The sequence below is a fragment of the Cetobacterium somerae ATCC BAA-474 genome, assembly GCF_000479045.1.
In the GTDB taxonomy this organism is placed as follows: domain Bacteria; phylum Fusobacteriota; class Fusobacteriia; order Fusobacteriales; family Fusobacteriaceae; genus Cetobacterium_A; species Cetobacterium_A somerae.
Genome location: NZ_KI518180.1, coordinates 40,697 through 65,392, shown reverse-complemented (window position 1 = coordinate 65,392; position 24,696 = coordinate 40,697). Strand labels below are relative to the sequence as shown.

Annotated in this window: 24 protein-coding genes and 1 tRNA gene; 5 read left to right on the top strand and 20 right to left on the bottom strand. The window is 30.0% G+C overall.

All coding sequences use genetic code 11. The features are described from left to right. Nucleotides 1–5: 5 nt before the first annotated feature. From HMPREF0202_RS09465 to HMPREF0202_RS09370, 20 genes are all read right to left on the bottom strand, one after another. Complete coding sequence (locus tag HMPREF0202_RS09465; protein WP_023050586.1) at nucleotides 6–452, bottom strand: cupin domain-containing protein; 447 nt, start codon at nucleotides 450–452, stop codon at nucleotides 6–8. Then, nucleotides 449–1,537 carry an ethanolamine utilization protein EutH gene (gene eutH / locus HMPREF0202_RS09460; protein ID WP_023050585.1) on the bottom strand — a complete coding sequence of 363 codons (1,089 nt, stop codon included), beginning with the start codon at nucleotides 1,535–1,537 and terminating at the stop codon, nucleotides 449–451. The genes HMPREF0202_RS09465 and eutH overlap by 4 nt, the downstream gene beginning before the upstream one ends. Beyond that, entirely contained in the window at nucleotides 1,527–1,793 is a 267-nt protein-coding gene (locus HMPREF0202_RS09455; RefSeq protein ID WP_023050584.1) for a hypothetical protein, read from the bottom strand. Before HMPREF0202_RS09455 ends, eutH begins: the two co-directional genes overlap by 11 nt. Continuing rightward, on the bottom strand, nucleotides 1,794–2,045 hold the full coding sequence (locus HMPREF0202_RS09450) for a EutN/CcmL family microcompartment protein (protein WP_023050583.1): 252 nt from the start codon (nucleotides 2,043–2,045) through the stop codon (nucleotides 1,794–1,796). 4 nt (nucleotides 2,046–2,049) lie between these two features. Then, the gene (locus HMPREF0202_RS09445) at nucleotides 2,050–2,646 is read right to left on the bottom strand and encodes a hypothetical protein (RefSeq protein ID WP_040407098.1); all 597 of its coding nucleotides are present in this window, start codon (nucleotides 2,644–2,646) and stop codon (nucleotides 2,050–2,052) included. After that, nucleotides 2,639–3,286 carry a phosphate propanoyltransferase gene (gene pduL / locus HMPREF0202_RS09440; protein WP_023050581.1) on the bottom strand — a complete coding sequence of 216 codons (648 nt, stop codon included), beginning with the start codon at nucleotides 3,284–3,286 and terminating at the stop codon, nucleotides 2,639–2,641. The genes HMPREF0202_RS09445 and pduL overlap by 8 nt, the downstream gene beginning before the upstream one ends. Next, complete coding sequence (locus HMPREF0202_RS09435; protein ID WP_023050580.1) at nucleotides 3,273–4,031, bottom strand: hypothetical protein; 759 nt, start codon at nucleotides 4,029–4,031, stop codon at nucleotides 3,273–3,275. The genes pduL and HMPREF0202_RS09435 overlap by 14 nt, the downstream gene beginning before the upstream one ends. 11 nt (nucleotides 4,032–4,042) lie before the next feature. Beyond that, nucleotides 4,043–5,479 (bottom strand): acetaldehyde dehydrogenase (acetylating), encoded by a 1,437-nt coding sequence (locus HMPREF0202_RS09430; RefSeq protein ID WP_023050579.1) that lies wholly within the window; start codon nucleotides 5,477–5,479, stop codon nucleotides 4,043–4,045. A 19-nt stretch (nucleotides 5,480–5,498) separates the two neighbouring features. After that, nucleotides 5,499–6,017: a BMC domain-containing protein gene (locus HMPREF0202_RS09425; protein WP_170207986.1), complete on the bottom strand. Its 519-nt coding sequence runs from the start codon at nucleotides 6,015–6,017 to the stop codon at nucleotides 5,499–5,501. 59 nt (nucleotides 6,018–6,076) lie between these two features. Next, nucleotides 6,077–6,361, bottom strand: coding sequence for an ethanolamine utilization microcompartment protein EutM (gene eutM / locus HMPREF0202_RS09420; RefSeq protein ID WP_023050577.1), 285 nt, complete (start codon nucleotides 6,359–6,361; stop codon nucleotides 6,077–6,079). A gap of 17 nt (nucleotides 6,362–6,378) precedes the next feature. After that, nucleotides 6,379–6,783 carry a BMC domain-containing protein gene (locus HMPREF0202_RS09415; protein WP_023050576.1) on the bottom strand — a complete coding sequence of 135 codons (405 nt, stop codon included), beginning with the start codon at nucleotides 6,781–6,783 and terminating at the stop codon, nucleotides 6,379–6,381. A gap of 17 nt (nucleotides 6,784–6,800) precedes the next feature. Continuing rightward, the gene (gene eutL, locus HMPREF0202_RS09410; RefSeq protein ID WP_023050575.1) at nucleotides 6,801–7,454 is read right to left on the bottom strand and encodes an ethanolamine utilization microcompartment protein EutL; all 654 of its coding nucleotides are present in this window, start codon (nucleotides 7,452–7,454) and stop codon (nucleotides 6,801–6,803) included. A 10-nt stretch (nucleotides 7,455–7,464) separates the two neighbouring features. Then, a complete protein-coding gene (eutC, locus tag HMPREF0202_RS09405) occupies nucleotides 7,465–8,343 on the bottom strand; it encodes an ethanolamine ammonia-lyase subunit EutC (protein WP_023050574.1) in 879 nt (292 codons plus the stop codon). A gap of 12 nt (nucleotides 8,344–8,355) precedes the next feature. Next, on the bottom strand, nucleotides 8,356–9,720 hold the full coding sequence (locus HMPREF0202_RS09400; protein ID WP_023050573.1) for an ethanolamine ammonia-lyase subunit EutB: 1,365 nt from the start codon (nucleotides 9,718–9,720) through the stop codon (nucleotides 8,356–8,358). A gap of 27 nt (nucleotides 9,721–9,747) precedes the next feature. Next, on the bottom strand, nucleotides 9,748–11,178 hold the full coding sequence (eutA, locus tag HMPREF0202_RS09395; protein ID WP_023050572.1) for an ethanolamine ammonia-lyase reactivating factor EutA: 1,431 nt from the start codon (nucleotides 11,176–11,178) through the stop codon (nucleotides 9,748–9,750). A 101-nt stretch (nucleotides 11,179–11,279) separates the two neighbouring features. After that, nucleotides 11,280–12,674 carry a sensor histidine kinase gene (locus tag HMPREF0202_RS09390; protein ID WP_023050571.1) on the bottom strand — a complete coding sequence of 465 codons (1,395 nt, stop codon included), beginning with the start codon at nucleotides 12,672–12,674 and terminating at the stop codon, nucleotides 11,280–11,282. Further along, on the bottom strand, nucleotides 12,671–13,249 hold the full coding sequence (locus HMPREF0202_RS09385) for an ANTAR domain-containing response regulator (RefSeq protein ID WP_023050570.1): 579 nt from the start codon (nucleotides 13,247–13,249) through the stop codon (nucleotides 12,671–12,673). The genes HMPREF0202_RS09390 and HMPREF0202_RS09385 overlap by 4 nt, the downstream gene beginning before the upstream one ends. A 4-nt stretch (nucleotides 13,250–13,253) precedes the next feature. Further along, the gene (locus HMPREF0202_RS09380; protein WP_023050569.1) at nucleotides 13,254–13,673 is read right to left on the bottom strand and encodes a EutP/PduV family microcompartment system protein; all 420 of its coding nucleotides are present in this window, start codon (nucleotides 13,671–13,673) and stop codon (nucleotides 13,254–13,256) included. A 3-nt stretch (nucleotides 13,674–13,676) separates the two neighbouring features. After that, entirely contained in the window at nucleotides 13,677–14,018 is a 342-nt protein-coding gene (gene eutS / locus HMPREF0202_RS09375) for an ethanolamine utilization microcompartment protein EutS (RefSeq protein ID WP_023050568.1), read from the bottom strand. 133 nt (nucleotides 14,019–14,151) lie between these two features. Next, nucleotides 14,152–15,144: a D-cysteine desulfhydrase family protein gene (locus tag HMPREF0202_RS09370; RefSeq protein WP_023050567.1), complete on the bottom strand. Its 993-nt coding sequence runs from the start codon at nucleotides 15,142–15,144 to the stop codon at nucleotides 14,152–14,154. Nucleotides 15,145–15,312: 168 nt separating this feature from the next. On the opposite strand from HMPREF0202_RS09370, the gene HMPREF0202_RS09365 reads away from it, so the two are divergent. The 5 genes from HMPREF0202_RS09365 to HMPREF0202_RS09345 all read left to right on the top strand — a co-directional run bounded on the left by HMPREF0202_RS09365 (nucleotide 15,313) and on the right by HMPREF0202_RS09345 (nucleotide 24,686). Further along, nucleotides 15,313–17,079: a hypothetical protein gene (locus tag HMPREF0202_RS09365; protein WP_023050566.1), complete on the top strand. Its 1,767-nt coding sequence runs from the start codon at nucleotides 15,313–15,315 to the stop codon at nucleotides 17,077–17,079. A 2-nt stretch (nucleotides 17,080–17,081) separates the two neighbouring features. Continuing rightward, a complete protein-coding gene (locus HMPREF0202_RS09360) occupies nucleotides 17,082–21,599 on the top strand; it encodes a discoidin domain-containing protein (protein WP_023050565.1) in 4,518 nt (1,505 codons plus the stop codon). Nucleotides 21,600–21,749: 150 nt separating this feature from the next. Then, nucleotides 21,750–21,825: transfer RNA gene (locus HMPREF0202_RS09355), tRNA-Met, on the top strand. Nucleotides 21,826–21,953: 128 nt separating this feature from the next. Further along, nucleotides 21,954–22,973, top strand: a complete 1,020-nt coding sequence (locus HMPREF0202_RS09350; protein WP_023050564.1) for an ABC transporter substrate-binding protein — start codon at nucleotides 21,954–21,956, stop codon at nucleotides 22,971–22,973. A gap of 15 nt (nucleotides 22,974–22,988) precedes the next feature. Further along, the gene (locus HMPREF0202_RS09345) at nucleotides 22,989–24,686 is read left to right on the top strand and encodes an ABC transporter permease (protein WP_023050563.1); all 1,698 of its coding nucleotides are present in this window, start codon (nucleotides 22,989–22,991) and stop codon (nucleotides 24,684–24,686) included. The last annotated feature ends 10 nt before the right edge of the window (nucleotides 24,687–24,696 follow it).

Genomic DNA, 24,696 nt, shown 5'->3' with positions numbered 1-24,696 from the left:
CCCACCTACTTCTGTTCCATCCAGTTAGCTGGATAGACAACATAGATAAACTTAGCATATTCTGTAGCTTTAAACTTTATACTTGATCCCTTTGGAATTAAAAGGACATCTCCTTTTTCACCTGTAATTGTTCTTCCATCTATTACAATTTCTAATTTACCCTCTATTACATAATCAATCTCATCATAATTTAATGTCCAATCGAAAGTACTTTTTGTCATCTCCATCATACCCGCACCAATTCTAGGGCTTTCTTCTAAAGAGAATAAATCTGTTACATAAACTTGATCTTGAGGATTTCCTGTATCAAACTTAACTTTTTCTATCTTTTCAGCTTTTACAACAGCTACACCAGATGGATCTACATACTTTATACTTTTTTCTCCTCTTAACTCTTTCTCTATAACTTTTCTAATTATTTTTTCTAGTTCTAACTCATCTATATTTATCATTTTGCTTCACCCTCTATATTTCTGAACATAAATTTTGCTAAAATAACTGCTGTTACTCCACCAACTAACTTTCCAACAACCATTGGGAATATCATTTGCGAATCTACTCCTGCAGTAAATCCTAAGTGATCTCCAAATACGAAAGCCGCACTTACAGCAAATGCTACGTTTATTACTTTACCTTTTTTATCCATCTCTTTCATTAATCCAAACATTGGGATATTGTTAGCAAGTGTTGCTACTAATCCTGCTGCTGCTTTTTCATTCATTCCCAATGATTCTCCAAGTTTTGTAAGTGGTTTATTTAAAACTTTAGTTAAGAATAATACTAATGGGAATGCACCAGCTAATGTAATTGCAATGCTTCCTACAATTTCAATACCATCTGTTATTGGAGCCATTCCTGGGATAACAACAATTCCTGTTAATGTTTCAATTATTGATGCAGCTAATCCAATTGTTATAACGATGACTACTCCTTTTCCAAAAATTGTGAATCCACTAGTCATCTTTTCAGGCATTTTCCAAAGACCTAAAGATATTAATGCTGAGAAGATTATTATTGGAAGTATATTTGAAAGTACTAACTCTAATGAGAATCCTGCTGTTAATCCACCTGCTAAACAACCAATTGGAATTGTAATCATACCTGCTAATATACCCTTTGCTAAGTATGGTCTATCCTCTTTTTCAATTATTCCAAGTGCTACTGGAATTGTGAAAACAAGAGTTGGTCCCATCATTGCCCCTAGTATTAGCCCTGCAAATTTTCCAGCTTCAGGTGAAAGTGCTAGCTCCATTGCTAGTGGATATCCACCCATATCATTTGCCAATAATGTCGTAGCAAACATTGCTGGGTCTGCCCCAAGCATTGTATAAGCTGGAGAAATTATTGGACGAAGTATCTTGGCTAATACTGGAGCAAGTGATATTACTCCAACCATTGCTAGAGCTAGAGCACCCATTGCCATAATTCCCTCTTCAAACTTCTCACCATAACCAAATTTATTTCCTAAACACTTATCAATTGCTCCAATTACCATAAATAAAACCATTATATAAATGATAATCTCATTAATACCCATTATTTATACCCCCTTTAACTTTTTTTAAGACTTCACCGATTACTCTTTCATCTGATATATTAAAGTCTTTAGTCAAAATCAATTTAATTCTTTCTTCTAAACTTTTGCAACTATCAGATACATATCTAATTTTTACCCCTTTGTTTTTTAAATAATCATTTACTTTAGGAAGAAGAATCATATCTTTTGACATATTTAATTCATCTCCAACTATAAACTCCTCTACATTTTCCAAGGTAATAAGTTTCTTTTTCATCTATTCACCTTCCTCAAATCCATCTATAATACCAATTGTTACTGCATCAATTGGTATACTTTCATTTTCTAAAACTTTTCTTGCTCCACTTCCTTTTGTTATAAGAACCATATCTCCTGTTCCAGCCCCAATATAATCACATACAACTATTTTTTCTCCGTTTTCAAGTTGAGCTATCATAAATTTCAAACCATTTAAAGACTCATCTTTTCTTGTTGCCCAAACATTTCCAATAATCTTTCCTATAACCATAAAATCACCCTTTTTTTATTTCTAAAGCTGAATTTTTTAAATATTCTTTGGCTGAGTCTGTTATAAAGATTTTATCTGAAATAACTATTTCATCTGCTGCTTCTCTTTCAATCTCTTTAACATCCTTTAAAGTCATCACTTTTTTATCAAAATATTTTTTCCTTTTAGTATTATCCAAATAATCAAGAACTTCCATTTTTTTAATAATTTTTATCCCCATATCTTTCAGTTCTTTTTCATAACTTAAATACTTATCGGCTATTTTTTTAACTTCACAACTGTAACTTCGCCAAGATATTCCCTCCTCTATTAAATATATATATTTATTTTTTAATAGAGATTTTATTATCAACTCTGTTTTTGGATTTATATATGTTGCGTTTGAAATGGAAAATAACTCATCAATTTCCAATGAAAAAACTACTATTTTATCGCTTTCATCTGAAATCTCAAATCTTTTTTCTAACTCCTCTTTAAGTACTAAATCCTCTCCTAAAAGAGTTATTTTTTCTTTTATGTTTTGTCCTTGTGAACTATTTTTTTCTCTTATATACTTCTCTATCTCTTTTCTTATAATATCTAATAAATCATTTTCATTCATAAATCTCTCCATAAGAGTCTTTAGTTAAAAAACAAGCATTGGCTTCATCATAGTCTATATGCATATTTAGAGAAAATCTATTATTCACTCTCACAACAACATCTTCAAAAATCATTGGTCTTAAACTACCACAAATTTTTACTTTTACCTTATCCTTATCTTTTAAGTTTAACCTTCTTGAGTCTTCTTCTGTCATATGAATATGATTTTTAGCTACTATTACTCCCTCTTTTAACTTTAAGTATCTATCACCATTTGTTATTAAAATTCCTGGAGTATCCTTTGTACTTCCTGATTCTCTTAAAATAGGAGTTACACCTAAAGTTCTAGCATCTGTTAATGAAAGTTCAATTTGAGTACTTCCCCTAAATGGTCCTAAAACTATTACTCCTTCAATTACTCCTTTTGGACCAACTAGTCTAACTCTTTCCTTACAAGCATATTGTCCAGGTTGAGATAGATCTTTCACTTTATTAAATTGATATCTCTCTCCAAATAAAACCTCTGCATCCTCCTCTGAAAGGTGAATATGCCTACCTGAAGCTTCTATTGGAATTCTTTTCATATTTTTATACTCTTTTTGATTCAACTCTTTTTCTACAGCATCCTTTACTAATTTTACAATCTCATCGATTTCCATACTCTCCTGTCACCCCTCTTAACATCATTATATAGATAGCACTACTTAATCTATTTAGTGCTAATAGGATGTCTCTTCTTTCGATTGTTCCATTCTCTTTAACAAAAGCTTCTACACCTTTAATCTCTAACTCTCTAGATAGTGCTCTCATCTCATTTAATTTTATAACTGGATAACTATCCTTTGAACATATTCCAAAGAGATGCTCTCTATTAAAATATTTTTTAGGATTATGAGAGATATCTCTAATCTCATCTAAACTTTTTTCTAAAACCTTTATATCAACTAATGCCTCTCCTATAACCTCTGAAACTAAAATGTTTTTTATAAATTTTTCAATACTTTCTAAATCTTTTTGGAGTTTAACATTTTTAATCTCTTCTAAATCTTTCATTAAAACTAGCCAACGACTTTGAAAAGAATCTATTACACCTCTAAAAATTATCCTTTTATCATCTTTTTTTACTAAAACATTTCCATATATTTGAGTCATATACTCTGGTTTTTCAACGTAAAGCTCTCCTAATATTCCTTTGTACTTAGGTTTTGATTCTTCATTTCTTATCTCTTTAAACTCTCTAGCCTCTTCGGTTTTTCCAACTATTTTATCAACTACTTTTATATCTTTATCTATTAAAAATTGTCTTGCTGAAGGAGTTAAAATTGTTCCTTTTTCTAAAGAAATCTCTTTCATATTTTCATCTTTTTTATAAAGAGATCTTAATTTTTCCTCTGTTAGAACCATAAGTACCTCTCCTATCTATTTAATATATCTGCTACTATTTTCTTTACCATCTCTTCTAATTTATCTTGTGATGTTTCACAGCTTTTCTTTTCTCTTTTTATATCCTCTAGCTCTCTGACTCCCCAAGCCACTCTTCTTATATTTATAAGATTTAATGGTGTTATATTATCAGAAGTTGAACTTCCTCCAACTGCACCACATCCTAGAGTTAGTGCTGGAGCAAGATTAGTTGTTCCACCAATTCCACCTAAAGCACCTGGTGTATTAACTAAAAGTCTTGAAACTGGTTTTTTTAGAGCAAACTCTCTTATAACCATCTCATTCTCAGAGTGAATAACCATAGTATGTCCTTTTCCTTCTACATTTAATATCTCAATAGATCTTTCACACGCTTCTTCCCAACTATTTTCAACATAAAATGCTAAAATTGGAGCTAATTTCTCTCTAGAGTATGGATTTCTTTTTGAAACTTCACACTCTTCTGAAATTAAAACTTTAGTGTCACATGGAACATTTATTCCTGCCATCTGTGCTAATCTTAAAGCATTTTTACCTACAATTTGTGGATTCATAGTTCCATTACTTCTTAAAATGAAATTAGCAAGTTTTTTAGATTCTTCTGGATTTAAGAAATATCCACCTTGAGCTAATAACTCCTCTTTCACTTGTTCTCTTATCACTTTTTCTACAATTATAGATTGCTCAGAAGCACATATAACACCATTATCAAAAGTTTTACTATCTATAATTCTTTTCACAGCTAATTTTATATTTGCACTTTTCTCTATAAATGCTGGTCCATTTCCTGGTCCAACTCCTATTGCTGGATTCCCTGAACTATAAGCAGCTTTTACCATAGCTTCTCCACCAGTAGCTAAAATCAGTGCTGTATCCTCATGTTTCATTAATTCCTCTGTTGCATCCATAGTTACTGTTTTTACTACACTTATTAATCCTTCAGGTGCTCCAGCTTTTTCTGCAATCTCTATCAATAGATTAGCTGTTTCAATTATACAATTTTTAGCATTTGGATGAGGACTTACAATTATTCCATTTCCAGCTTTTAATGATATTAATGTTTTATAAATTGTTGTAGATGTTGGATTTGTCGATGGAATTAATCCAGCTATAACACCTAAAGGAACACCAATTTCTAAAACTCCATTTTCATTTTTTAACTCACCAATAGTTTTCATATTTTTTATATACTCATATACATATTCTGAAGCGAACTTATTTTTTAGAACTTTATCTTGCCAATTTCCAAAACCAGTTTCTTCAACAGCCATCTTAGCTAATTTTTCACTGTACCCTTTTATTCCCTCTACCATAGAACATATAATACTATCTATTTTCTCTTGAGAAAATGTAGCATATATTTTCTGAGCTTCCTTTGATTTTCTTATTAAATCTCTTACCTCTTGTCTTGACATCAAATCTCTATCCATTTTGCCTCCCTATTAAAACTTAAATATAATCAAGTATGTTTTCAACTGGGTTATTTATTTTACTAATATCCATATATTTATAAGATGATCCTGTAACTAAAACTATTGCCTCATCTATAGAACTCGTTTCTCCTCCTACAACAAAATAACATTTTCCTGCTAGTGTCCATCCTAAAACTAATTTAACTATATCTACATCAACACTTTTAATCACATGATCTAAAACTTTAACACCATCAGCTATATTCAAAAATTCAACTACACCTATTGCTTTAAATTTTTTATCTTCTCTTTTTCTATTTAATGCTTCTAAAAGCTTTTCACTTACTCCAGAGATAACTTGTTTACAACGTTCCCCTGTTAAATCTTTTAATCCATCTTTAACTGAAGAGTTATCTCCATAAACTATAAAATAATATTTTCCAGGACAAGTTACTCCAGCCTTATATATTTTTAATTCATTAAATTTTATAATTTTATCTAATTCCTCAATTCCCTTTGGAATACTATTGAATTCAACTATACCTAACGCTTTCATCTCTTCTCCTTTCATTTTTTTTAGGGAGTGACTAGCACGTCACTCCCTAATATATTTTACTACTTTGCTTCTTTTGGTAAGATTGCCTCTACATCTGAGTGTGGTCTTGGAATTACGTGAACAGAGATTAACTCTCCAATTCTATCTGCAGCTGCTGCTCCAGCATCTGTTGCTGCTTTTACAGCTCCAACGTCTCCTCTAACTAAAACACTCACAAGTCCTCCTCCAACAATCTCTTTTCCTATTAAAGTTACGTTTGCTGCTTTCACCATTGCGTCTGCTGCCTCTATCGCTGCTACTAATCCTCTTGTTTCTACCATTCCTAATGCATTTAAAGTTGCCATAAATATCCTCTCCTTATCTATTTTTTAGTTTTATCTCTTCTATTTACTACTGATTTTGTTTCTACTTCATCTACTATTTCTTCTACTATCACTTCATTTTCTTCTGGAAGCTCTACAATTATCTCTTCCTCTACTACCTTTTCTGTTGGAACCTCTTTTTTTTCTAACATATTGTATACTTCTTCAGTTGGTCTTGGAATTACATGACTTCCCATATAAACTCCTAATCTTTTAACTGCTTCAGCTGCCGCTTCTACTGCAACTTTTACAGCTCCAACGTCACCAACTATTTCAACTGTCACTATTCCACCTTTTACAAGATGTCTATTTAGTACCTCTACATCTGCCGTCTTACACGCCACATCTACAGCCTCTATCGCTCCAACCATTCCTCTTGTTTCAATCATTCCTAACGCTTTCATAATTTAAACAACTCCTTTTAGAACTTTAATGGATTTTGAGCAACATATTTCACAGCATCAGCAAAAGCATCACATGCTGCTTTACATGCTGATTGACTACCTGTTAAAAGTCCTCCTCCAAAGTTAGTTTCTGATGGTGGTCCAAAGAAAGCTGCTAATCTTACATCTGCTGCTTTTAATGCTACATCAAGTGCATACATAGCTTCTAAAGGTGGTGCTATTAAATATGCTAAAGCTTCTCCCTCTGGTACTCCTGCAGTTTTTGACAAATAAGTTCCTGTTCTTGAAACACAGTGAGCATAATATGCAATTGTATCATCATCATTAGCACTATAGAAACATGCTTCATTTTCTATAAAGTCTACTATTGCATTTAATCCACTTTTTACTTCAGCAGGTGTAGGTCCAGCTATTATTCCAATAACTTCTCCAGCTAATTTTGTATTTGCATTTGCTGCTCCACCATAAAATGATCTACCATAAACTACTTCAACTTCTGACATTTTTGTTGCATAATCTAATGCTGTATATGTTACATCATCACAATCTGCTGTAACTATTCCAATACTCTTATACCCTTTTGGAAGTTTGAACTCTTCCGCCATTTTATCATCTACATTTGGTATTAGCTTAACTGCTAAAACACTTGGTTTTATAGGATCGTTTGTCATTTTTTCCTCCTTATAATTTTAAATCTTGTCCGCTTGCTTTAGCGTCTAATATTTTCTTAATTATATGTGCCACATGTGCTCCTGCTTCCACTGCTGGAGTTCCTTTTTCATGTATATTTGATACAACTGTTCTCTTAGCTTCTGGTATTCCTACATATCCTTTATATGTTATATATGCACTCATACTTTCTGCAGTTGCTAGTCCTGGTCTCTCTCCAATTAATACACAAGTTACTGTTGCACCAAGTGTTTCAGCTACGTCATCTGAAGCAGCAACTCTTCCATATTTCAAGAAAAATGGTGTTCCTGTATCTATTCCATAAGCTTTTAATCCATTTAATAGTGCTGGAAGTATATTTTCAACGTTTGCTTCTACTGCTGTTGAACTAAGACCATCTGAAACATAAACTTGAACTGTTGGATTTTGTTTACATCTCTCTTTTAAAACTTTCACAGCTTCATCTGATAATCTTCTTCCTAAATCTGGTCTTGTTATATATTCATCTTTAGAGTTACATCTTGTTTGAACTGTAAATAGATTATTTTTAGCTAATATTTCATCTGAAACATCAGTAAATACAGCATCTTGTGCTGAAGCGTGATCAGCTCTAAATCTTAACATTGTTGATGTTGTATATCTTGTTCCAGCTCTTCCAATTCCAACTCTTGCTGGTGTTTTTCTTTTATACTTTAATAACTCCTCTCTATTTTTTGGATTCACTACGTCTATAACTTCTCTTAAATCAATTTTAGTTATGTCCTCTACCTCTTCCAAATTAGAAAGTGTTTTTTCAACTCTCTCTTTTACTTTTTCTAAAGCCTTTCCCTCTCCATCCATCTCTTTTAAAACTTGTGATATTATATCTTTCAACTCTTTTTCAGAAATCATTATTCTCTCCTCCTATAAAAATAGTGATGCATCTCCTGCAAGATTAGTTAAATTTCCATCCTCATCTCTGATACCTACTTTTTCTAGCCACTCCTCAAACTCTTTTATAGGTTTAACATTTAATGTTTCTCTTAAAGTTTGAATATCATGATATCCTGTAGTTTGGTAGTTTAACATAATATCATCTCCAGCTGGAACTCCCATAAAATAGTTACATCCAGCTGCTGTTAATAAAACAGCTAAGTTTTCAATATCGTTTTGGTCTGCCTTCATATGGTTTGTATAACAAACGTCAACTCCCATAGATAATCCATGAAGTTTTCCCATAAAGTGGTCTTCTAATCCAGCTCTTGTAACTTGTTTACTATCGTAAAGATACTCTGGACCTATAAATCCAACTACGGTATTAACTATAAATGGATCATACTTTTTAGCAAATCCATAACATCTTGCTTCCATTGTTAATTGATCCACACCATTATGTCCATCTGAAGAAAGTTCAGAACCTTGTCCTGTTTCGAAATACATTACATTTGGTCCAGCTGCTGTTCCATGAGTTAAAGCTAATTGTCTTGCTTCCTCTATCATATCTCCAGTTATTCCAAAAGCTTCATTTGATTTTTGTGATCCAGCTATACTTTGGAATATTAAATCTGTAGGAGCTCCTTTTCTTATAGCTTCCATTTGAGTAGTTACGTGAGCTAGTACACATATTTGTGTTGGTATATTAAATTTTTTCTTTATCTCATCAAATCTTTGTAAAACTCTAACAACACTATCTACAGTATCATCAACTGGATTTAATCCTATTAAAGCATCTCCAACTCCATAGCTTAATCCTTCTAGTAGTGAAATCATTATTCCATCTGGATCATCTGTTGTATGATTAGGTTGCAGTCTAGCTGCTAGAATCCCTTTTCCTCCAATTGTTGTGTTACAATGTTTTTTTACTTGAATTTTACTCGCCGCTCTAATCAAATCTAAATTTGACATTAACTTTGTAACTGCTGATATCATCTCTGAAGTTAATCCTCTTCTTATCCACTGAATCTCTCTATCTCCATTTTCAGTAGCTAATAACCACTCTCTTAATTCACCAACAGTCCATTCTTTTATCTCTTCATATACCTTTAAGTTTAAAGCGTCTATTATAATTCTTGTAACCTCATCTTGATCATAAGGAACTGCAGGATTCTCTTTAAACTCTTTAAGTTTTATATTAGATAATACCTCTTTTGCTGCCACTCTTTCCTTTGTACTTCTTGCTGCTATTCCAGCTAACTCATCACCTGATTTTTCTTCATTTGCTTTAGCCATAACATCATATAAATTTTCAAATACATAGTCTTGGCCAAAAAGTCTTGTGTGTAATCTCATCAAACTCACCCCAATCTATTTTTTTATTTAATAACTTAAAACTAATGTCTTTACAATTACTGGTAATACGCTTCCACTTCCAAGAGGAAGTCCAATATCTACAAAGTCACCATCATTAACTTTTATACTGTCTATACAAACTATTGGAATCCTATTTTCAGATTCTAATATTAAGCACTGTCCTAAAACTTTTCCTATGTCTTCCTCTACTATAATTACTAGTCTTTTAAATCTTTTCATCACCTCGTAAATATTTTTAGACATCTCTTGTATATCTTTATATTTAAGTCCTTTTCTACCACTTAATCCAATAGCTACATCTTGATATCCATCATCTGCTTTAAACCACTCTAATTTTTTTTCTAAAACTTTTACTAAATCTTTATAATCAAAATTTTTATCTGCATCATTTATTTTCAATATAGGAAGATTTTTTATTGGAAGAACCTCTTTAGCATAACTTATTGTACTTCCACTTATCTCAGTTGTATGAGAACCTGCTCCTACAACTGTAGCTCTTATAGTTTCTCCTAATCTCACTGTATTTATTTTTTCTTTTTCAAATTTTCTTTTTATACAAACTCCTAAAAGTGGACCGATATCATCATAGGTATAGTAATCTTTCTTTTCAGGTTCAGTGTAGATAAAATCAGCTACACCTCCTGAGAAACTAATAAACTCACCTTTCAATAGAGTTCTATAGTCTTTATCTGTTATTAGTAATCTGTAATCTTCACTTTTAAATTGAGTATTTCTTACTGCTTCTAAAAGAATTTCAGCTATTTTATCACATAAAATTTCTAAATCTCTTTCACTAGCAATCTCTCCAACTTTTAAACTCCTTAAATTCAATCTTTCAATAAGCTTTTCATATTTTTTAAAAATATATGCTATCTTTAAACTATTTTTTTCAAACTTTATTAATCTACCACCTATATCTAAACAAGTTGTGTCTTCAACCTCCCCCTTATCAAATAAAGAGATATTTGTTGTTCCACCCCCTATATCTAAATTATAGATACTTGTATTATTCTCTTCTGAAAACTTCATAGCCCCTGAGCCTTTTCCAGATATTATACTTTCTAAATCTGGTCCAGCTGTTGCTACGACAAAATCTCCAGCCATTCCACTTAAAGCTTTTAGTACCTCTCTAGCATTACTTTTTCTAGCTGTTTCTCCAGTTATTATCACAGCTCCTGTACTTATCTTATCTCTAGGAACTTTAGAAGCTTCATACTCATCTTTTAATATTTTTTTTAAAGCTTCTATATCAATTTCGTAAGAATTTACAAGTGGTGTTGTATAGATTTTACTTCTATAAAAAATCTCTTTGTCCACAATTTTTATTTGAGGAACTCTTGCTCCAGAAGATAGATTTTCTAAAGTTATTTTCGAAAAAACTAACTGAGTTGTAGATGTTCCAATATCAATTCCCACACTTATAATCTCTTCCTTCACTAAATTTACCTCCTAATTAGAACAAAAAAAGCTAAAGAAATATAGTTACCCACTATATTCTTTAGCTTCTTTGCTATTTTAAAATATACAACCTTGTATATTTAATATTCATTTTTTATTTCAAACTTAACTGTTGTACCTTTTCCTACTTCACTATTAATCTCAAAACTACCTTTTAACTGCTCTTTTATTATTTTTTCCACTATCATTAGTCCCAAACCAGAAGATGATATCTTTTCTTGAGGAATTCCGACCCCATTGTCAGAAATTGTAATTCTTGAAAAGAAGTGATCTTTCTGAATAAATATTTTTACCTTTCCAGCTACATCGTCTGGAAAAGCATAATCTACTATATTTTGGATAATTTCATTTATAACTAAAGCAATCGCTGTAGCTTTCTCAGATGAGATATTAAAGTTATCTCCAATAATAGTAAACTCTATTTTTTCTTTTTTGTCAATAGTTTTTGTTGAATAATTTTTGTATATTAAGTCAACTATTTCTCTGATATTAAGATTATCGAATCCTTTTTCGGACAAAACCTCATGTGTTATAGCTATACTTAAAATCCGACTGATAGTTTCATCTAAGATTTTTTTAACCTCTCTATTTTTAGATCTTCTACTTTGAATCCTTAATAAACTAGCAATTGTTTGCAAATTATTTTTTACTCTGTGGTGTATCTCTTTGATTGCCACAGATTTCAAAATTATCTCTTGCTCTTTACTTTTCTCTTGGGTTATATCTCTAACTATCATAATCACATTTTGCCTTTTTTTATTTTCTAGAGTTGCGAAATAACTAACTGATAAAACCATATCTAATATACTTATCTCAACTACATCTATCTTTTTATTTTGTAATATATTATTAAACTCCACGCTGTTGATAACTATATTTTGAAATGTTTCACCTACAATATTTTTTCCAAATCCCATTTTTTCATAGATAGATTTAGCTACTCCGTTGGCATAAGTTACAGTTTCATTATTATTAAATATAACTATTCCATCTTTTATAAGCTCTGGTATTGTATATCTACTTTCTAAAAAGTTACTCATTAACTCCTCTGGAGTTTCTACATCTCCTATTTTTAAAAGAGTTTTCTTTTTATCAGAATGCTCTAATATCAAAACACCAATGATTTCATTACTCTCATTTTTTATAGCAATTACATTTTGTAAAACAGTTTCTCCCTCTTGAGTTATAGCTTTATAATTTTTAGATGGCATTCCAGTTTGTAAAGTTCTTAAAACAGCTGGTTCATTTTTATAAAGAGCTACCTCTCCAGCTATATTTTTAGAATACATACTTCCTGTTTCAGGTTTTGAATGATGTACTACTAAAGCTTTCTCTCCATCTTTTGTAGGACAGTCTATAAATGTGTCCACACCTAAAACGTTACTTAAAATTATAGCTGTTTCCTCTAATTTTTGTATTTTATCTATATCTTGCGTTGTTAGAGTAGCACACATTTTACAATAAGTTTTTATCATAACAGCTCTCCAGTAGTATTTATAATTTCAGATAGCTGACAGATTGATATTCTCTTTTCCATGCTTATTTTTCTAATTTTTGTATATGCTTCATCCTCAGTTAAAGAGTATTTACACATTAAAATACCTTTGGCTTTCTCTAACATCTTTCTCTCTTTTAGTTTTCTTTCACTTAACTCTAAAGCATTTTTTAGTTTTATTTTTTCACTATAATTTTTATACAACAAATCCATCTGTGACAAAAGAATCTTTTCATCTAATGGTTTTATTAAATACCCTGACACATCATATTCAGTAGCCTCTTTTATATAGTTTTCCACGCTATAAGCTGTTAGCATAATTATGCAATTTTTATACTCCTTTTCTTTTAAAATTTTTGCCACATTTGTTCCTAAAAGAAAAGGCATCTTCAAATCTAAAAGTAAAATATCTGGAGTATATCTAAGCGCTAGTTCAACAGCTTCTAGTCCATCCTTAGCTTCCCCTAAAACATCGTATTCATTTTCTTTTAACATCTCCACAAGATCCATTCTTATCAATGAATCATCCTCTGCTACAACAACGGTTTTTCTCATTAACTCACCTCAAAAAAGTTTTTAAGCACTCCACTCCCTTTAAACTTTTCAAGTCCATAGGAAAGATCTTTTCAACTCCTGCATTCTCTAGTATCTTTTCGGCATCTTTACAATTTTCCTCTAAATCAATTTTAGTTATTGCCCCCAAGACTTTTTTTCCTAGAAACATACTTGCAAAATTTGGTGGATATAGATTTTCCTCATCTGTTGCTGATTGAATTAATATTATGATATCTGCATCTATAGAAACAACATTTAAAGCTTTATAGTATACTTTATTTTCTAAATACTCTCCTGGTGTATCAATTATCTTTCCAATATAATCTACCATCTGTGTTTTTTTGTACTCAACTTTTTGATTATTTAAAATTTGAGTTAATGTTGTTTTTCCACTTCCAGTTTTTCCTACTAACATTATTTTCATATCTTAAGACCTCGAAATATTTGTAATCGAAAAATTTAAAGATGTTTTTAAGTATTCCATAATTGCTTCTAAAGAACTTTCTATACTTGAAACATCTCCTGTTATAACTAAAGTTCCACTAAATCTGTCTAAAAATCCTATCTCTATTGCTCCTGATTTTGTTGCTATATCTGCTGCTATTATTGCTGCTTCTCCTGGAGTTATTGTCAATATCCCTATAGCATTTTTATTTTCAACATTTAGCCCCATTTTTTTATAGATATCTATATTTGGATGAGCTATTAGATGTGCTAGTGTCACTTGCTTTCCTGGTACATACTCCTGAATCATTCTAACTTTTTCCATAGTTATACCTCTTTTGTTTTTATTTTACTTCATTTGTTTACAATTAAATCACAAATGTCTATTTTTTTCAAGGATAAAAAAATTGCAACTTCTATAAAGTTGCAACCTACATAGTTTTTATATCAAAATATTTTTAGCTTTTAAATTCAAATTGATTTTTTTTAGGAAACAATCCAAATAAACCTCCAGTATGAACAAATAAAATATTTTTAGAGTTTTTGAAACTTCCTTTTTTTATTTCTTTATGAAGTCCAAACATAGCTTTCCCAGTGTACACAGGGTCTAAAATTACTCCCTCTTTTTTTGCTAAATCCCATATAAAATTTAATTCCTCTTGAGTACTTAAAGCATACCCATCTCCTACATAACCATCAATTATATCCATATTCTCAGAGTTCACTTTTTCTAAATCTTTTTTATTTAAATATTCTTTACTCTCTTCAATAATCTCTTTTACTTTTTCTTTGAAAAATTCAGCAGTATCGCAAACATTAAATCCTACAACTCTTCTTTTCCCATCTAAATATATATCATTTCCCATATGAATTCCAGCATATGTCCCACCAGAGCCTACAGCTACTACAACAGTATCAAATTTTGTATCTGATTTTTCCTCAAACTCTAAAACCTCTTTAACAAAATTTATATACCCTAAACTTCCAACTCCATTAGATGCACCTTCAGGTATTATATAGCCTTTTCGTCCATCTTTTTCTAGCTCTTTTACTATACTTTCCATTATCTCTTGTCTACTATTACTATATTCATCTGATGTTATAAATCTAATATCAGCTCCTAAAAGTCTATCAACAAAGTAGTTTCCATCTACCTCAGGTTCCTCATTAGTTCTTAAAACTAAAACTGATGAAAGCCCTGCTTTTATGGCTGCTGCTGCAGTTGATCTAGCATGATTTGATTGTATTCCACCACAAGTAATTAATGTATCACATCCCTGGTCTATAGCCTCTTTAATTGAATACTCCAACTTTCTAACTTTATTTCCAGATACTTCACTTCCTGTTTGGTCATCTCTTTTGAAAAAAATATTAACTCCCAACTCTGCTGAAATTTTTTCTAATTTTTCAATCTTTGTAGGTAAATTTGCAATATTAATTTTGTTGTTCATTAAATTTCCCCCTTTTTATTATAAGTTCTGATTTTTTAAGATTATATCACATTAATTTTATATAGGTAAAAAACTTTATTTAAAATAAAATTTTTACTATTGACTTAACAATACATTGAATGTAAAATTATTTCATAATAGTTTAAGAAAATACAAAAGGAGTGAACTGTGAATAATAAAATACCTAACGATTCAATTACAGCATCAGCAAATTTATCTCATTTTGGTAATAATGAAGTTTCTTTAGTTCTTGACGGCAATTTAGAAACTGTTTATGCTTCTAATGGAAGTTATCCTACTAGTTCTTACGGTGATATCTATTTTAAACTACCTCAACACAGAGTACTTGAAAAAATAGATTTTTATACAAGTAATCTTAGAGGATGGGGACTCATTCAAAGTTTTGAAATTCTATATAAAAATAATATATCTACAGCAGACTGGATCTCTGTATTTAGATCATCTAATTGGGAAACAAGCGAAGGTTTAAGAATAGCTGAATTTTCTCCAGTTTTTGCCAATGAAATTTGTATTCGAGTTCATGGAAGTAACGGAAGATTTATTACTATGAATGAAATAAGTTTTTATAGTAGTTTAATGCAAGAGCTTAATATGCTCACATTTTTCGATGAAATCAATGGTGATTTTATACTTTCAGATTTTTTAACTTTAGCAATAATTGATGAAGTTCAAAATGATATAAAAGATTTTCCAGAGTTATACAGTGTTAGTGAAATAGTTAAATACCTATTTTTCTCTAAAATGACTACAATTAAATATAATGAAGTGGCAATCTCTAAAAACAACGCAATCACTACTGGTGAGTTTTGTAATACTTTAAAAATTGTTAAAACAAGCAAACTTAACTCTTTAGGAATGTTTGTTAAAAATAGTAAAAATGTAATATTCATATCTAACTCTGATTGTGAAATAGTTTGTTTTGAAGATAGAAAAGATTTTCATTACAATAAAACTATAAAATTAGCAAGAGGAATAAATAAAGTTTTTATCCCTAAATCTGGAGAACTTTTTCTAATAGGTGACCTTAATGAAAATATATATATTAGAGGGTATGGATTTAATGAATCAAGTGTATTTAAAATGGGAGAAAGTAAATTCACACAATTTTTAAACTTACAAAATGGTAGAAAAAATATGTTTATAGAGGGTAAAAACTTTATTGCTAATATTGATACTAATTGGATTAAAAACAGTTTCGATGAACATCGTTTTTTAGATGCAATTATCACTATTGATGCTTACTATGACTACTTATATGCAATCTTAGATACACCTTTATATTTTGATAAAAATATAATCAAAAGATTATTATGGCAGGGAGATTCTGAAGAAAGAGTTGGAATAAAAAATACAGATATTGGAAGTATTTTAAACTTTGGTGGAGATGCAAGTTTATTTTTCAAAAATGGAATTCACAATTTTGCAACACCTTTAATTTGTAGATTAACTGCTGAAGAAATGGTTTCTAATGAATTTTTCTCTAAAGAGTTAGGTGACCTTTTAAAACTTGGATTTTATAAAACTTTTGAATTTAAATACAATAAAGTTTTGGCTCTAACAGGAGAAGATAAAAAAGATATATTTATAAAAATCATGCTATATTCAAATTCTGATAGATTTATAACTAGACTTTTTAGAAAATACTACACATATGAATTTTCTGAAAATGAAAATCCTTTAGATAAATTAGCTCTTTGGTTAAGTGAGTTAATTTGTAGAAATGTAGCTTCTCTTTTCATACAAAAAGGATATACTCTTTCACAAGACACTATTAATCTTTGCAATAAATATCCTAATCTATTTTTAGATATAGATAATATAACTTTTGAAAATCATAAGGAATTTTTTAGAAGAGAAAGAGAGTTGTTCAATCAATATTACTTAAATAGAATACAGCAGGAGGCGACAAGATAGATATGGATTTAAAAGAGTTCGTTCCAGAATTGATTTTTATTAGAAATGGTAATGCACCTAGTTCAAAAACTTTCACTTTAAAACTCAACGATTACTCAGTGGTTACTAATTTAATTTTAGAGAGCCAAAACAATATTTTTCCTTCATCTTTAAATATTCAATTTAAAGATTTTTTAAATAATACTATAAATCTACATGCTAGAGAAATTAGTGAAGAAGGAAATATTCAAAAATGGGAACTTGATCCTGTGTTAACAAGAGAGGTTAAAGTTTTAATAGAAGATGACGAAGCCTCTATTATAAATGTTACTCCTGTTATTGTAAACGGAAGAAAGTATTATAAAAATGAAGATGTTGATACAAGAATAAAATTAAATGAAGTAGAGATTAGTTCTGAAAACCAAAATAAAGAGTTTTATTTTAAACTTCAAGAATCAAGAATTGTAGATAGGATAGAGTTTATTCCTAATGGAGAGTTCGAATTATTTTATTCATCTGGTGATAACCAAGATTTTGTAAAAATAACTGTTGAAGCTGATAGCAGTAGTGGAACTTATAAATTTTTACCTATTATGATGAAAAAACTATTTATAAGAAGTAGTAATCCTCTAACAGTAAACTTTTTAGAGAATACAAATATATTCATCTTTAACTACATCTCTTATGAAATAGACTCTCTTTTCACAGATAATACCTTTACAGCATTAAATGAAGGTATTACCTATAACACAATAAAAGCTATTAGCTCTAAAGTACATACTACTGAAGAGTATATTTTAAAGTTAAATTTAGCTAAAAAACTACTAACTGGAAAAGAGGATGGAAAAACTATGATATACAGAAATGATAAGTTTGAAATGTGGAAAGAGTTTTCTCTAAGCGAAAACCTAGCTCATGGTTATATTGAAGTTGAATATACTGATAACTATGGAAATATTTTTACAAAAGTTCCTCTATCTATTGATGAAAATAAAGTTACATTTAAACCATTTTTTGCAAAAGATATAACTTTTAAAATATATGGAGCAAACCAAGAAAATCTTACTATTACTGGTGCTCCTTTTAGAGAGGATTATTACTCTGAAATCGATGAGGATACTAGAATAGATAAATCTACAATTACAGCTACATCTGGTTGCGGTCATTATGCACATCTTGTAGCTCAAAGAGCTGTTGACGGAGATGAAGCAACTCAGTTTCATAGCAATCCATTTACATCTATAGGTTATGGAGATGTATATTTTTCTTTTAGCCAAGAAAAAGTTATTGATAGAGTTCATGTTTTAACAAGACCTAACTCTTTAGGAAGAATTCAAAACTACACTTTACTTTATAAAGAAAGCTCAGAAGATGAGTGGATGGAAGTTGCTCAATGTTTAATGGATGGGATTTCTGGCAACTGGAGAAACGTTCACTTTAAACCAATCTTAGCTAAAGAACTTTGTGTTAGAGTTACGAAAGGAAATGATGATCATGTTTTAATATATGAAACTGAATTTTTCCGATATAATCGTCTTTACGATACTTTAATGGAATGTTTTACAGATGAAACTAAAACATCTTTAGTTGATAAGGTTGACTTAGAATATTTAAGATATTTAAGAACACTTTTGGCTAATACTGCTGAATATAACTCTATTTATAAAGAGATTGAAAACCTTTATTTAGAAAGCATTGAACCTAACGTATTTAAAGCTGAAAATCTAAAAGAATACTCTGTAGTTACAGGATTACAATTTGTTGCTTTAGAAAATATTTTAAGAGCGGATATTAGATATTTCGATAAGCAAGAAAAAGCATTTAAGCTAAAAAATATTGAGATTACTCATTTAGAAAACAATCAAAAAGTTGTTAATTTTACAGAAATATACACAGATAACTTTGAACTTTTAATCTATGGAACTTACGAAATTTATGGTGTTGAAGCAATTATAGAAAATATTGAAAACTACTCTTTCAATACTGATGAAGATACAAAATATAATAATGACAATGTAATAATTGATTATTATGCAGTAGATAACGTAATCTATAATATGATTAAATTCTCTGAAAAAAAATTAATTTCGAAATTTTTAACAACTTTTGAAGATAGATTCTCAATTTATTGTGAAAACCCATTGACAAAAGAAAGATATCTTTACAATGAAAATAATCAGTTTAATTCTAGAATTGAACCTATGTTTATTTCAGAGCTTTTTATTAAAACTGCAAATCGTAGAATAAGAAAAGATGAACTTTCTACTTATATCCATAACTTTTTAGAAGACGATTTAAATGAGCTTTTTGTTGATAAAACTTTTACATCTCTAAAGGATGATGTAACATTTGAAAAAATACTAAAATTAGAGGAAAGAGTTCTCGTAACTCAAGAGTATATAGATAAAATTCAATTGGCTAAAGATTTATTCAGAGAAAGGGTTTTTTATAAAGATATCGATTATTCTAACAATGATTTAAGAGTTATTAATCATCTTAAACTTAAATTAAAAAATAATATTAACACTTTATATGGAGTTGAAATACTTTATGTGGATAGCTTAGGAAATAATAGAGTTTTAAAAACTATAAACTATACACTAAAAGAGAATGAAATTGATATAAATTTCTCTTCTATATACACCCAAGACTTCAAAGTTAGAGTTTTTCTAGAAGAGATTGAAAAATGGAAACCTCACTATATCGAAATTATTCCATGTACTCAAAGTGATTATTACGTAATAAACGACTTATTTACTGAAATTCCACAAAATACAATAAAAGGTATATCTAGATGTGGTTCACATAAACCTATTGAAAATGCTCTTGATGGAGATTTAGAAACTAATTTTTATGGAAGCAGTATAGGAGATGTTGAATTTATTTTTGAAACGCCTAAAGTTGTGGATCAATTTAGATATGTTTGTAAATCTATAAACGGTAATATAAAAAGTGGTGAAATTTATTATAAAGAAACTAGCAGTGACCAATGGAGATTTGCTACTACCTTCTCAATAGGTAACTCTGCTAATGATGAAGTAAAAATTTTAAAAATTCCACCTGTTTTAGCTAAAGAGGTTATGATAAGAACTTTAGAATCAAGTAGTAACTCAGTATCTCTTTATGAAGTAAATTTCAAAATTTACAATCCTATTCATGCTAGAATAAAAGATATATTTAATGATGATTTTACAAAAGTAAAACCTGGAATCGGAATTAAAGATATTGAAGAGATTGAAAAATATGTAACTGAAGACAAAGAGTTAATTGTAGCTTTAGAACTAGCAAAAGTTTTTATAAATAATAATAGCTCTAATCCTTTTGATGTTCTTTCAATTAAAGCTTTAGAAAAAACTAATAGTTTTTACTTTAATCGAATAAATGCAAATAGTACTGGAAATCTTTATATGACTCCTCACTATTTAAAACCAAACCAAGATTATATATTTGTCTTTAACAGAACTATTACAGGAACTTTAACTAGCTTCTTAGGAAAACCAAATCCTAACTGTAACTTTAATTTTAAACAAGGAATAAATATTATAAATCCTGGTGACCAACAGGGACAACTATTTTTACAAGGTTCTAGAGAATCTGAAATTAGAATGTATACTTTAAGTGAATTAGATAACGGATTAACTTATCGTTATGGATATGATTCTTTTAAAGAGTTTTATCAAAAATCTAAAATAGAGAGTATTATGCCTGAATATCACAGTTGCAATTTAGCTTATATCGAAGGAGTTAATACAATAGCTGCTTTTGACATCGATTGGTTAAAAAGTAATATTAAACCTGAAAACTTTTTAGACGTTCTAAGAACTAGAGATGAATATATCGACTTTTTATATAATTTAGTTGGAGCTAATAAAGCGTTTGATGAGCCTATCCCTTACAAAAGATTAATGTGGACAGGATTAAGTACAAATAATCCTCACGCTGGTGTTGGTACTGGAAATGGATATACAGCTTATAGTGGAGGCCCTTTAGCATTTAATCATTTAACTAAAGAAAGATATGCACATCACTGGGTTGTTGGACACGAAGTTGGACATGAGCTTGATAACAATGGTTATTTAATGGGATTATTCGGTGAAGTTTTCAATAACTGGTTTGCTGAATCTGGAATATTAGAGTATATCCATGGCGGTGGATGGTCTAATGACAACATCATCACAAATGAAGAAATCTCAATATATGATGCTGACTATTGGGGAAAGCTTGCTTTCTGGTTTAAAATGAGATATTTCTATAATGATAAAGAGTTTATAATAAAAATGAATGAGTATATGCAAGCAAATCCTACAACTTCAAATGAAGATGCTGCTTCTAAACTTGCTATGTTCACTTCAGATATATTAAATAGAGATACTAGTGACTACTTCTTACGTCATAGTTTCCCAATTTCTCAAGAAGCTATCGATGTTTGTAAAACATATCCACCTTTTGCTATTCCTATTTGGCAAATAAATTGGAACAACAAAGAGGAGTTTATAGCTGAAGAAAATAGATTATTCTTAGAAAAACTTATAACTGTATAATTTTAAAATAAGCTTTAAAAGAGTTGTGGAGCAGTATTTCTTCATAACTCTTTTTCTATATTAGTATAATTTTTTAAAACAATTTAATTTATTTGTATTTTTTTATTGACACACTCTAAGTTACGTGTTATACTTATTTAGTAAAGATAACGCGGGATAGAGCAGTTGGCAGCTCGTCGGGCTCATAACCCGAAGGTCGTTGGTTCGAGTCCAGCTCCCGCCACCAAAATTTAATATATGAACTTTTAACTGTCAGTTTTGGCAGTTTTTTTATTTTTTGTAATTTTTACTCTTGTTTATTGACAAAAATTGAGGTATATAGAGATTATTATAAGTTTTTTTGGGAGGTATATTATGAAAAAAATTTTTACACTTTTAATCTCTTTACTTTTATCTATTGGTATTTTTTCAGCCGAAGAGAAAGAGACTGGTGAACTGCTTATTTATGCTGGACTTATGGAAGACCACGCAATTGCAGCTGCTAAAGAGTTTGAAAAAGAAACTGGAATCAAAACAAAATTCGTTAGAATGAGTAGTGGAGAAATTTTAGCTAGAGTTAGAGCTGAAAAAAATAATATGACTGCTTCTGTTTGGTATGGAGGACCTATTGATGCTTTTGTAGCTGCTAATGAAGAGGGACTTATTCAACCTTATAAATCTCCAAATGCTACTGATATTGGTGATAAATTTAAAGATCCAAATGGAGTTTGGACAGGAATCTATGTAGGGTATTTAGGTTTTGTTGCTAACAAAGAAGTTTTAAAAGAACTAGGAGTTGAAATGCCAAAATCTTGGCAAGATCTTTTAAAACCAGAGTATAAAGGTGAGATTGTTACAGCTCATCCTGGTTCATCTGGCACTGCATATACAATGTTAGCTACTGTTATTCAACTTATGGGACCTGAAGAGGGAATGAAATATATGCAAAAACTTAATGGACAAGTTAGACAGTATACAAAATCTGGAACTGCTCCTGGTAGAATGGTTGGTCTTGGAGAAACTGCTATTGGAATCACTTTTTTACACGATGCTATAAAATATAGAAAAGAAGGATATGAAGATATTATAATGGCTGCACCTGCTGAAGGAACAGGTTTTGAAATTGGTGGAGTTGCTGTTTTAGCTAATGGTCCAGATCAAGTTTCAGCTAAAAAATTTGTGGATTGGTCACTATCTAAAAAAGCACAAGAGCTTGGACAAACTGTAGGTTCTTATCAATTTTTAACAAATACAACTGCTGTTCCTCCTTCTGAAGTTGAAGAGATTAAAGGAGCAAAACTAATAGAGTACGACTTTGATTGGGCTGGTAAAAATAGAAAAAATCTTTTAGATGAATTTAGTAAAGCTACAAAAGCTGAAGTTCCTACAAAATAGTAAGGAGATAACTATATGAATGTACAAAATAAAACAAAGGTTCAATTAAAAATTTCAAATGAAATCAAAAGTTTCAAAAAAGTTTTTAATGACCCTATTCTTTTCTCTACAATTATTTTTGTAATAGTTATTATATTACTTTTTACAATACTTCCTTTATTCAATATTTTAAAGGAAAGTTTTACTGCTAATAATACTTTTTCTTTCCAACATTATATAGAGGTTATGAACCTTCCTGAAAGTTTAAATATCATCAAAAATACCATTTTATTAGGTATCGTAACCTCTATTTTTTCTACTGGAATTGGATTTTTCTTTGCCTATGGTATGACTTATTTAGAACTACCTCTGAAGAAAATTTTTAATAGTGTCGCTATTCTTCCTATAGTTTCACCACCTTTTGTTGTAGCTTTATCTGCCATTTTACTTCTTGGAAGAAGAGGTTTTATAACACGAGGAATTCTAGGAATAAAAAATGCTGATATCTATGGTTTTCACGGATTAGTTTTAGTACAAGTTTTAACCTTTTTTCCTGTTGCATATTTGATGCTAATAGGCTTATTACAAAGAATTGATCCATCTGTAGAAGAAGCTGCTAGGGATTTAGGTGCATCTCGGTGGGATGTTTTTAAAACTATAACCTTTCCTCTAATGATTCCAGGAATTGCCAATGCTTTTTTAGTTATTTTTATTCAAACTATAGCTGATTTTAGTAATCCTATGGTTATTGGTGGAAACTTTACAACTGTTGCTGTTCAGGTTTATCTTCAAGGGATAGGAAACTATGATATGGGAAGTGCCACTGCTCTTTCTATAATTCTCGTTTTAATATCTCTTTCTATATTTGTAACTCAAAAATATTACATAAGTAAAAAGTCTTATGTTACTGTAACTGGAAAAGTTTCTAGAGAACGTGAAAAAATAAAGGAAAAATCTATAACATTGCCTATTTTTATAATTATGTCTCTTTTAACTATTTTTGTACTTATGATGTATATCACAATACCTATTGGTTCTCTTGTTAAACTTTGGGGAATAAACTACTCTCCATCTTTAGATCATTATAAATATGTTTTTGACTTAGGTATGAAACCTATTATTGATACAACTATTTTATCCTTAATATCTACTCCTATAACTGGAATCTTAGCTATGATTATTGCATTTTTAATAATTAGAGGAAAGTTTATTGGAAAAGGATTTATAGAATTTTCTACAATGATGGCCATTGCAATTCCTGGAACTATAGTTGGACTTGGTTATGTTATCACGTATAATACCAAACCTTTTATTTTAACTGGAACTGCAACTATCTTAATAATAGCTTTTATCATGAGAAATATGCCAATTGGAATTCGTTCTGGTATGGCTGCCCTTCAACAAATTGATCCATCTATTGAAGAAGCTGCAATGGTTTTAGGTGCAAATAGTAAGAAAGTATTTACTTCTATTACTCTTCCTATGGTTAAACCTGCATTTTTTAGTGGATTAGTCTACGCATTTGTTAGAAGCATGACTTTAGTTAGTACTGTTATATTCTTAGTTTCTGCAAATTATAATCTTCTAACAGTTGCTATTATGAATCAAATTGATGTAGGAAAAATAGGTGTTGCTTCAGCATATTGTACAATTTTAATCATCGTTGTTTTCTTGGTTATTGGAATTATGAAAATGGTCTTAAAACAGATGGGAATCGATGAAATTACAGAATAATAGGAGATAG

What these genes read in the sequence shown, in the direction of transcription:
- HMPREF0202_RS09465 (WP_023050586.1), bottom strand. Translation starts at nt 452, where the DNA reads ATGATAAATATAGATGAGTTAGAACTAGAAAAAATAATTAGAAAAGTT.
- eutH (WP_023050585.1), bottom strand. Translation starts at nt 1,537, where the DNA reads ATGGGTATTAATGAGATTATCATTTATATAATGGTTTTATTTATGGTA.
- HMPREF0202_RS09455 (WP_023050584.1), bottom strand. Translation starts at nt 1,793, where the DNA reads ATGAAAAAGAAACTTATTACCTTGGAAAATGTAGAGGAGTTTATAGTT.
- HMPREF0202_RS09450 (WP_023050583.1), bottom strand. Translation starts at nt 2,045, where the DNA reads ATGGTTATAGGAAAGATTATTGGAAATGTTTGGGCAACAAGAAAAGAT.
- HMPREF0202_RS09445 (WP_040407098.1), bottom strand. Translation starts at nt 2,646, where the DNA reads ATGAATGAAAATGATTTATTAGATATTATAAGAAAAGAGATAGAGAAG.
- pduL (WP_023050581.1), bottom strand. Translation starts at nt 3,286, where the DNA reads ATGGAAATCGATGAGATTGTAAAATTAGTAAAGGATGCTGTAGAAAAA.
- HMPREF0202_RS09435 (WP_023050580.1), bottom strand. Translation starts at nt 4,031, where the DNA reads ATGGTTCTAACAGAGGAAAAATTAAGATCTCTTTATAAAAAAGATGAA.
- HMPREF0202_RS09430 (WP_023050579.1), bottom strand. Translation starts at nt 5,479, where the DNA reads ATGGATAGAGATTTGATGTCAAGACAAGAGGTAAGAGATTTAATAAGA.
- HMPREF0202_RS09425 (WP_170207986.1), bottom strand. Translation starts at nt 6,017, where the DNA reads ATGAAAGCGTTAGGTATAGTTGAATTCAATAGTATTCCAAAGGGAATT.
- eutM (WP_023050577.1), bottom strand. Translation starts at nt 6,361, where the DNA reads ATGGCAACTTTAAATGCATTAGGAATGGTAGAAACAAGAGGATTAGTA.
- HMPREF0202_RS09415 (WP_023050576.1), bottom strand. Translation starts at nt 6,783, where the DNA reads ATGAAAGCGTTAGGAATGATTGAAACAAGAGGAATGGTTGGAGCGATA.
- eutL (WP_023050575.1), bottom strand. Translation starts at nt 7,454, where the DNA reads ATGACAAACGATCCTATAAAACCAAGTGTTTTAGCAGTTAAGCTAATA.
- eutC (WP_023050574.1), bottom strand. Translation starts at nt 8,343, where the DNA reads ATGATTTCTGAAAAAGAGTTGAAAGATATAATATCACAAGTTTTAAAA.
- HMPREF0202_RS09400 (WP_023050573.1), bottom strand. Translation starts at nt 9,720, where the DNA reads ATGAGATTACACACAAGACTTTTTGGCCAAGACTATGTATTTGAAAAT.
- HMPREF0202_RS09390 (WP_023050571.1), bottom strand. Translation starts at nt 12,674, where the DNA reads ATGATAAAAACTTATTGTAAAATGTGTGCTACTCTAACAACGCAAGAT.
- HMPREF0202_RS09385 (WP_023050570.1), bottom strand. Translation starts at nt 13,249, where the DNA reads ATGAGAAAAACCGTTGTTGTAGCAGAGGATGATTCATTGATAAGAATG.
- HMPREF0202_RS09380 (WP_023050569.1), bottom strand. Translation starts at nt 13,673, where the DNA reads ATGAAAATAATGTTAGTAGGAAAAACTGGAAGTGGAAAAACAACATTA.
- eutS (WP_023050568.1), bottom strand. Translation starts at nt 14,018, where the DNA reads ATGGAAAAAGTTAGAATGATTCAGGAGTATGTACCAGGAAAGCAAGTG.
- HMPREF0202_RS09370 (WP_023050567.1), bottom strand. Translation starts at nt 15,144, where the DNA reads ATGAACAACAAAATTAATATTGCAAATTTACCTACAAAGATTGAAAAA.
- HMPREF0202_RS09360 (WP_023050565.1), top strand. Translation starts at nt 17,082, where the DNA reads ATGGATTTAAAAGAGTTCGTTCCAGAATTGATTTTTATTAGAAATGGT.
- HMPREF0202_RS09350 (WP_023050564.1), top strand. Translation starts at nt 21,954, where the DNA reads ATGAAAAAAATTTTTACACTTTTAATCTCTTTACTTTTATCTATTGGT.
- HMPREF0202_RS09345 (WP_023050563.1), top strand. Translation starts at nt 22,989, where the DNA reads ATGAATGTACAAAATAAAACAAAGGTTCAATTAAAAATTTCAAATGAA.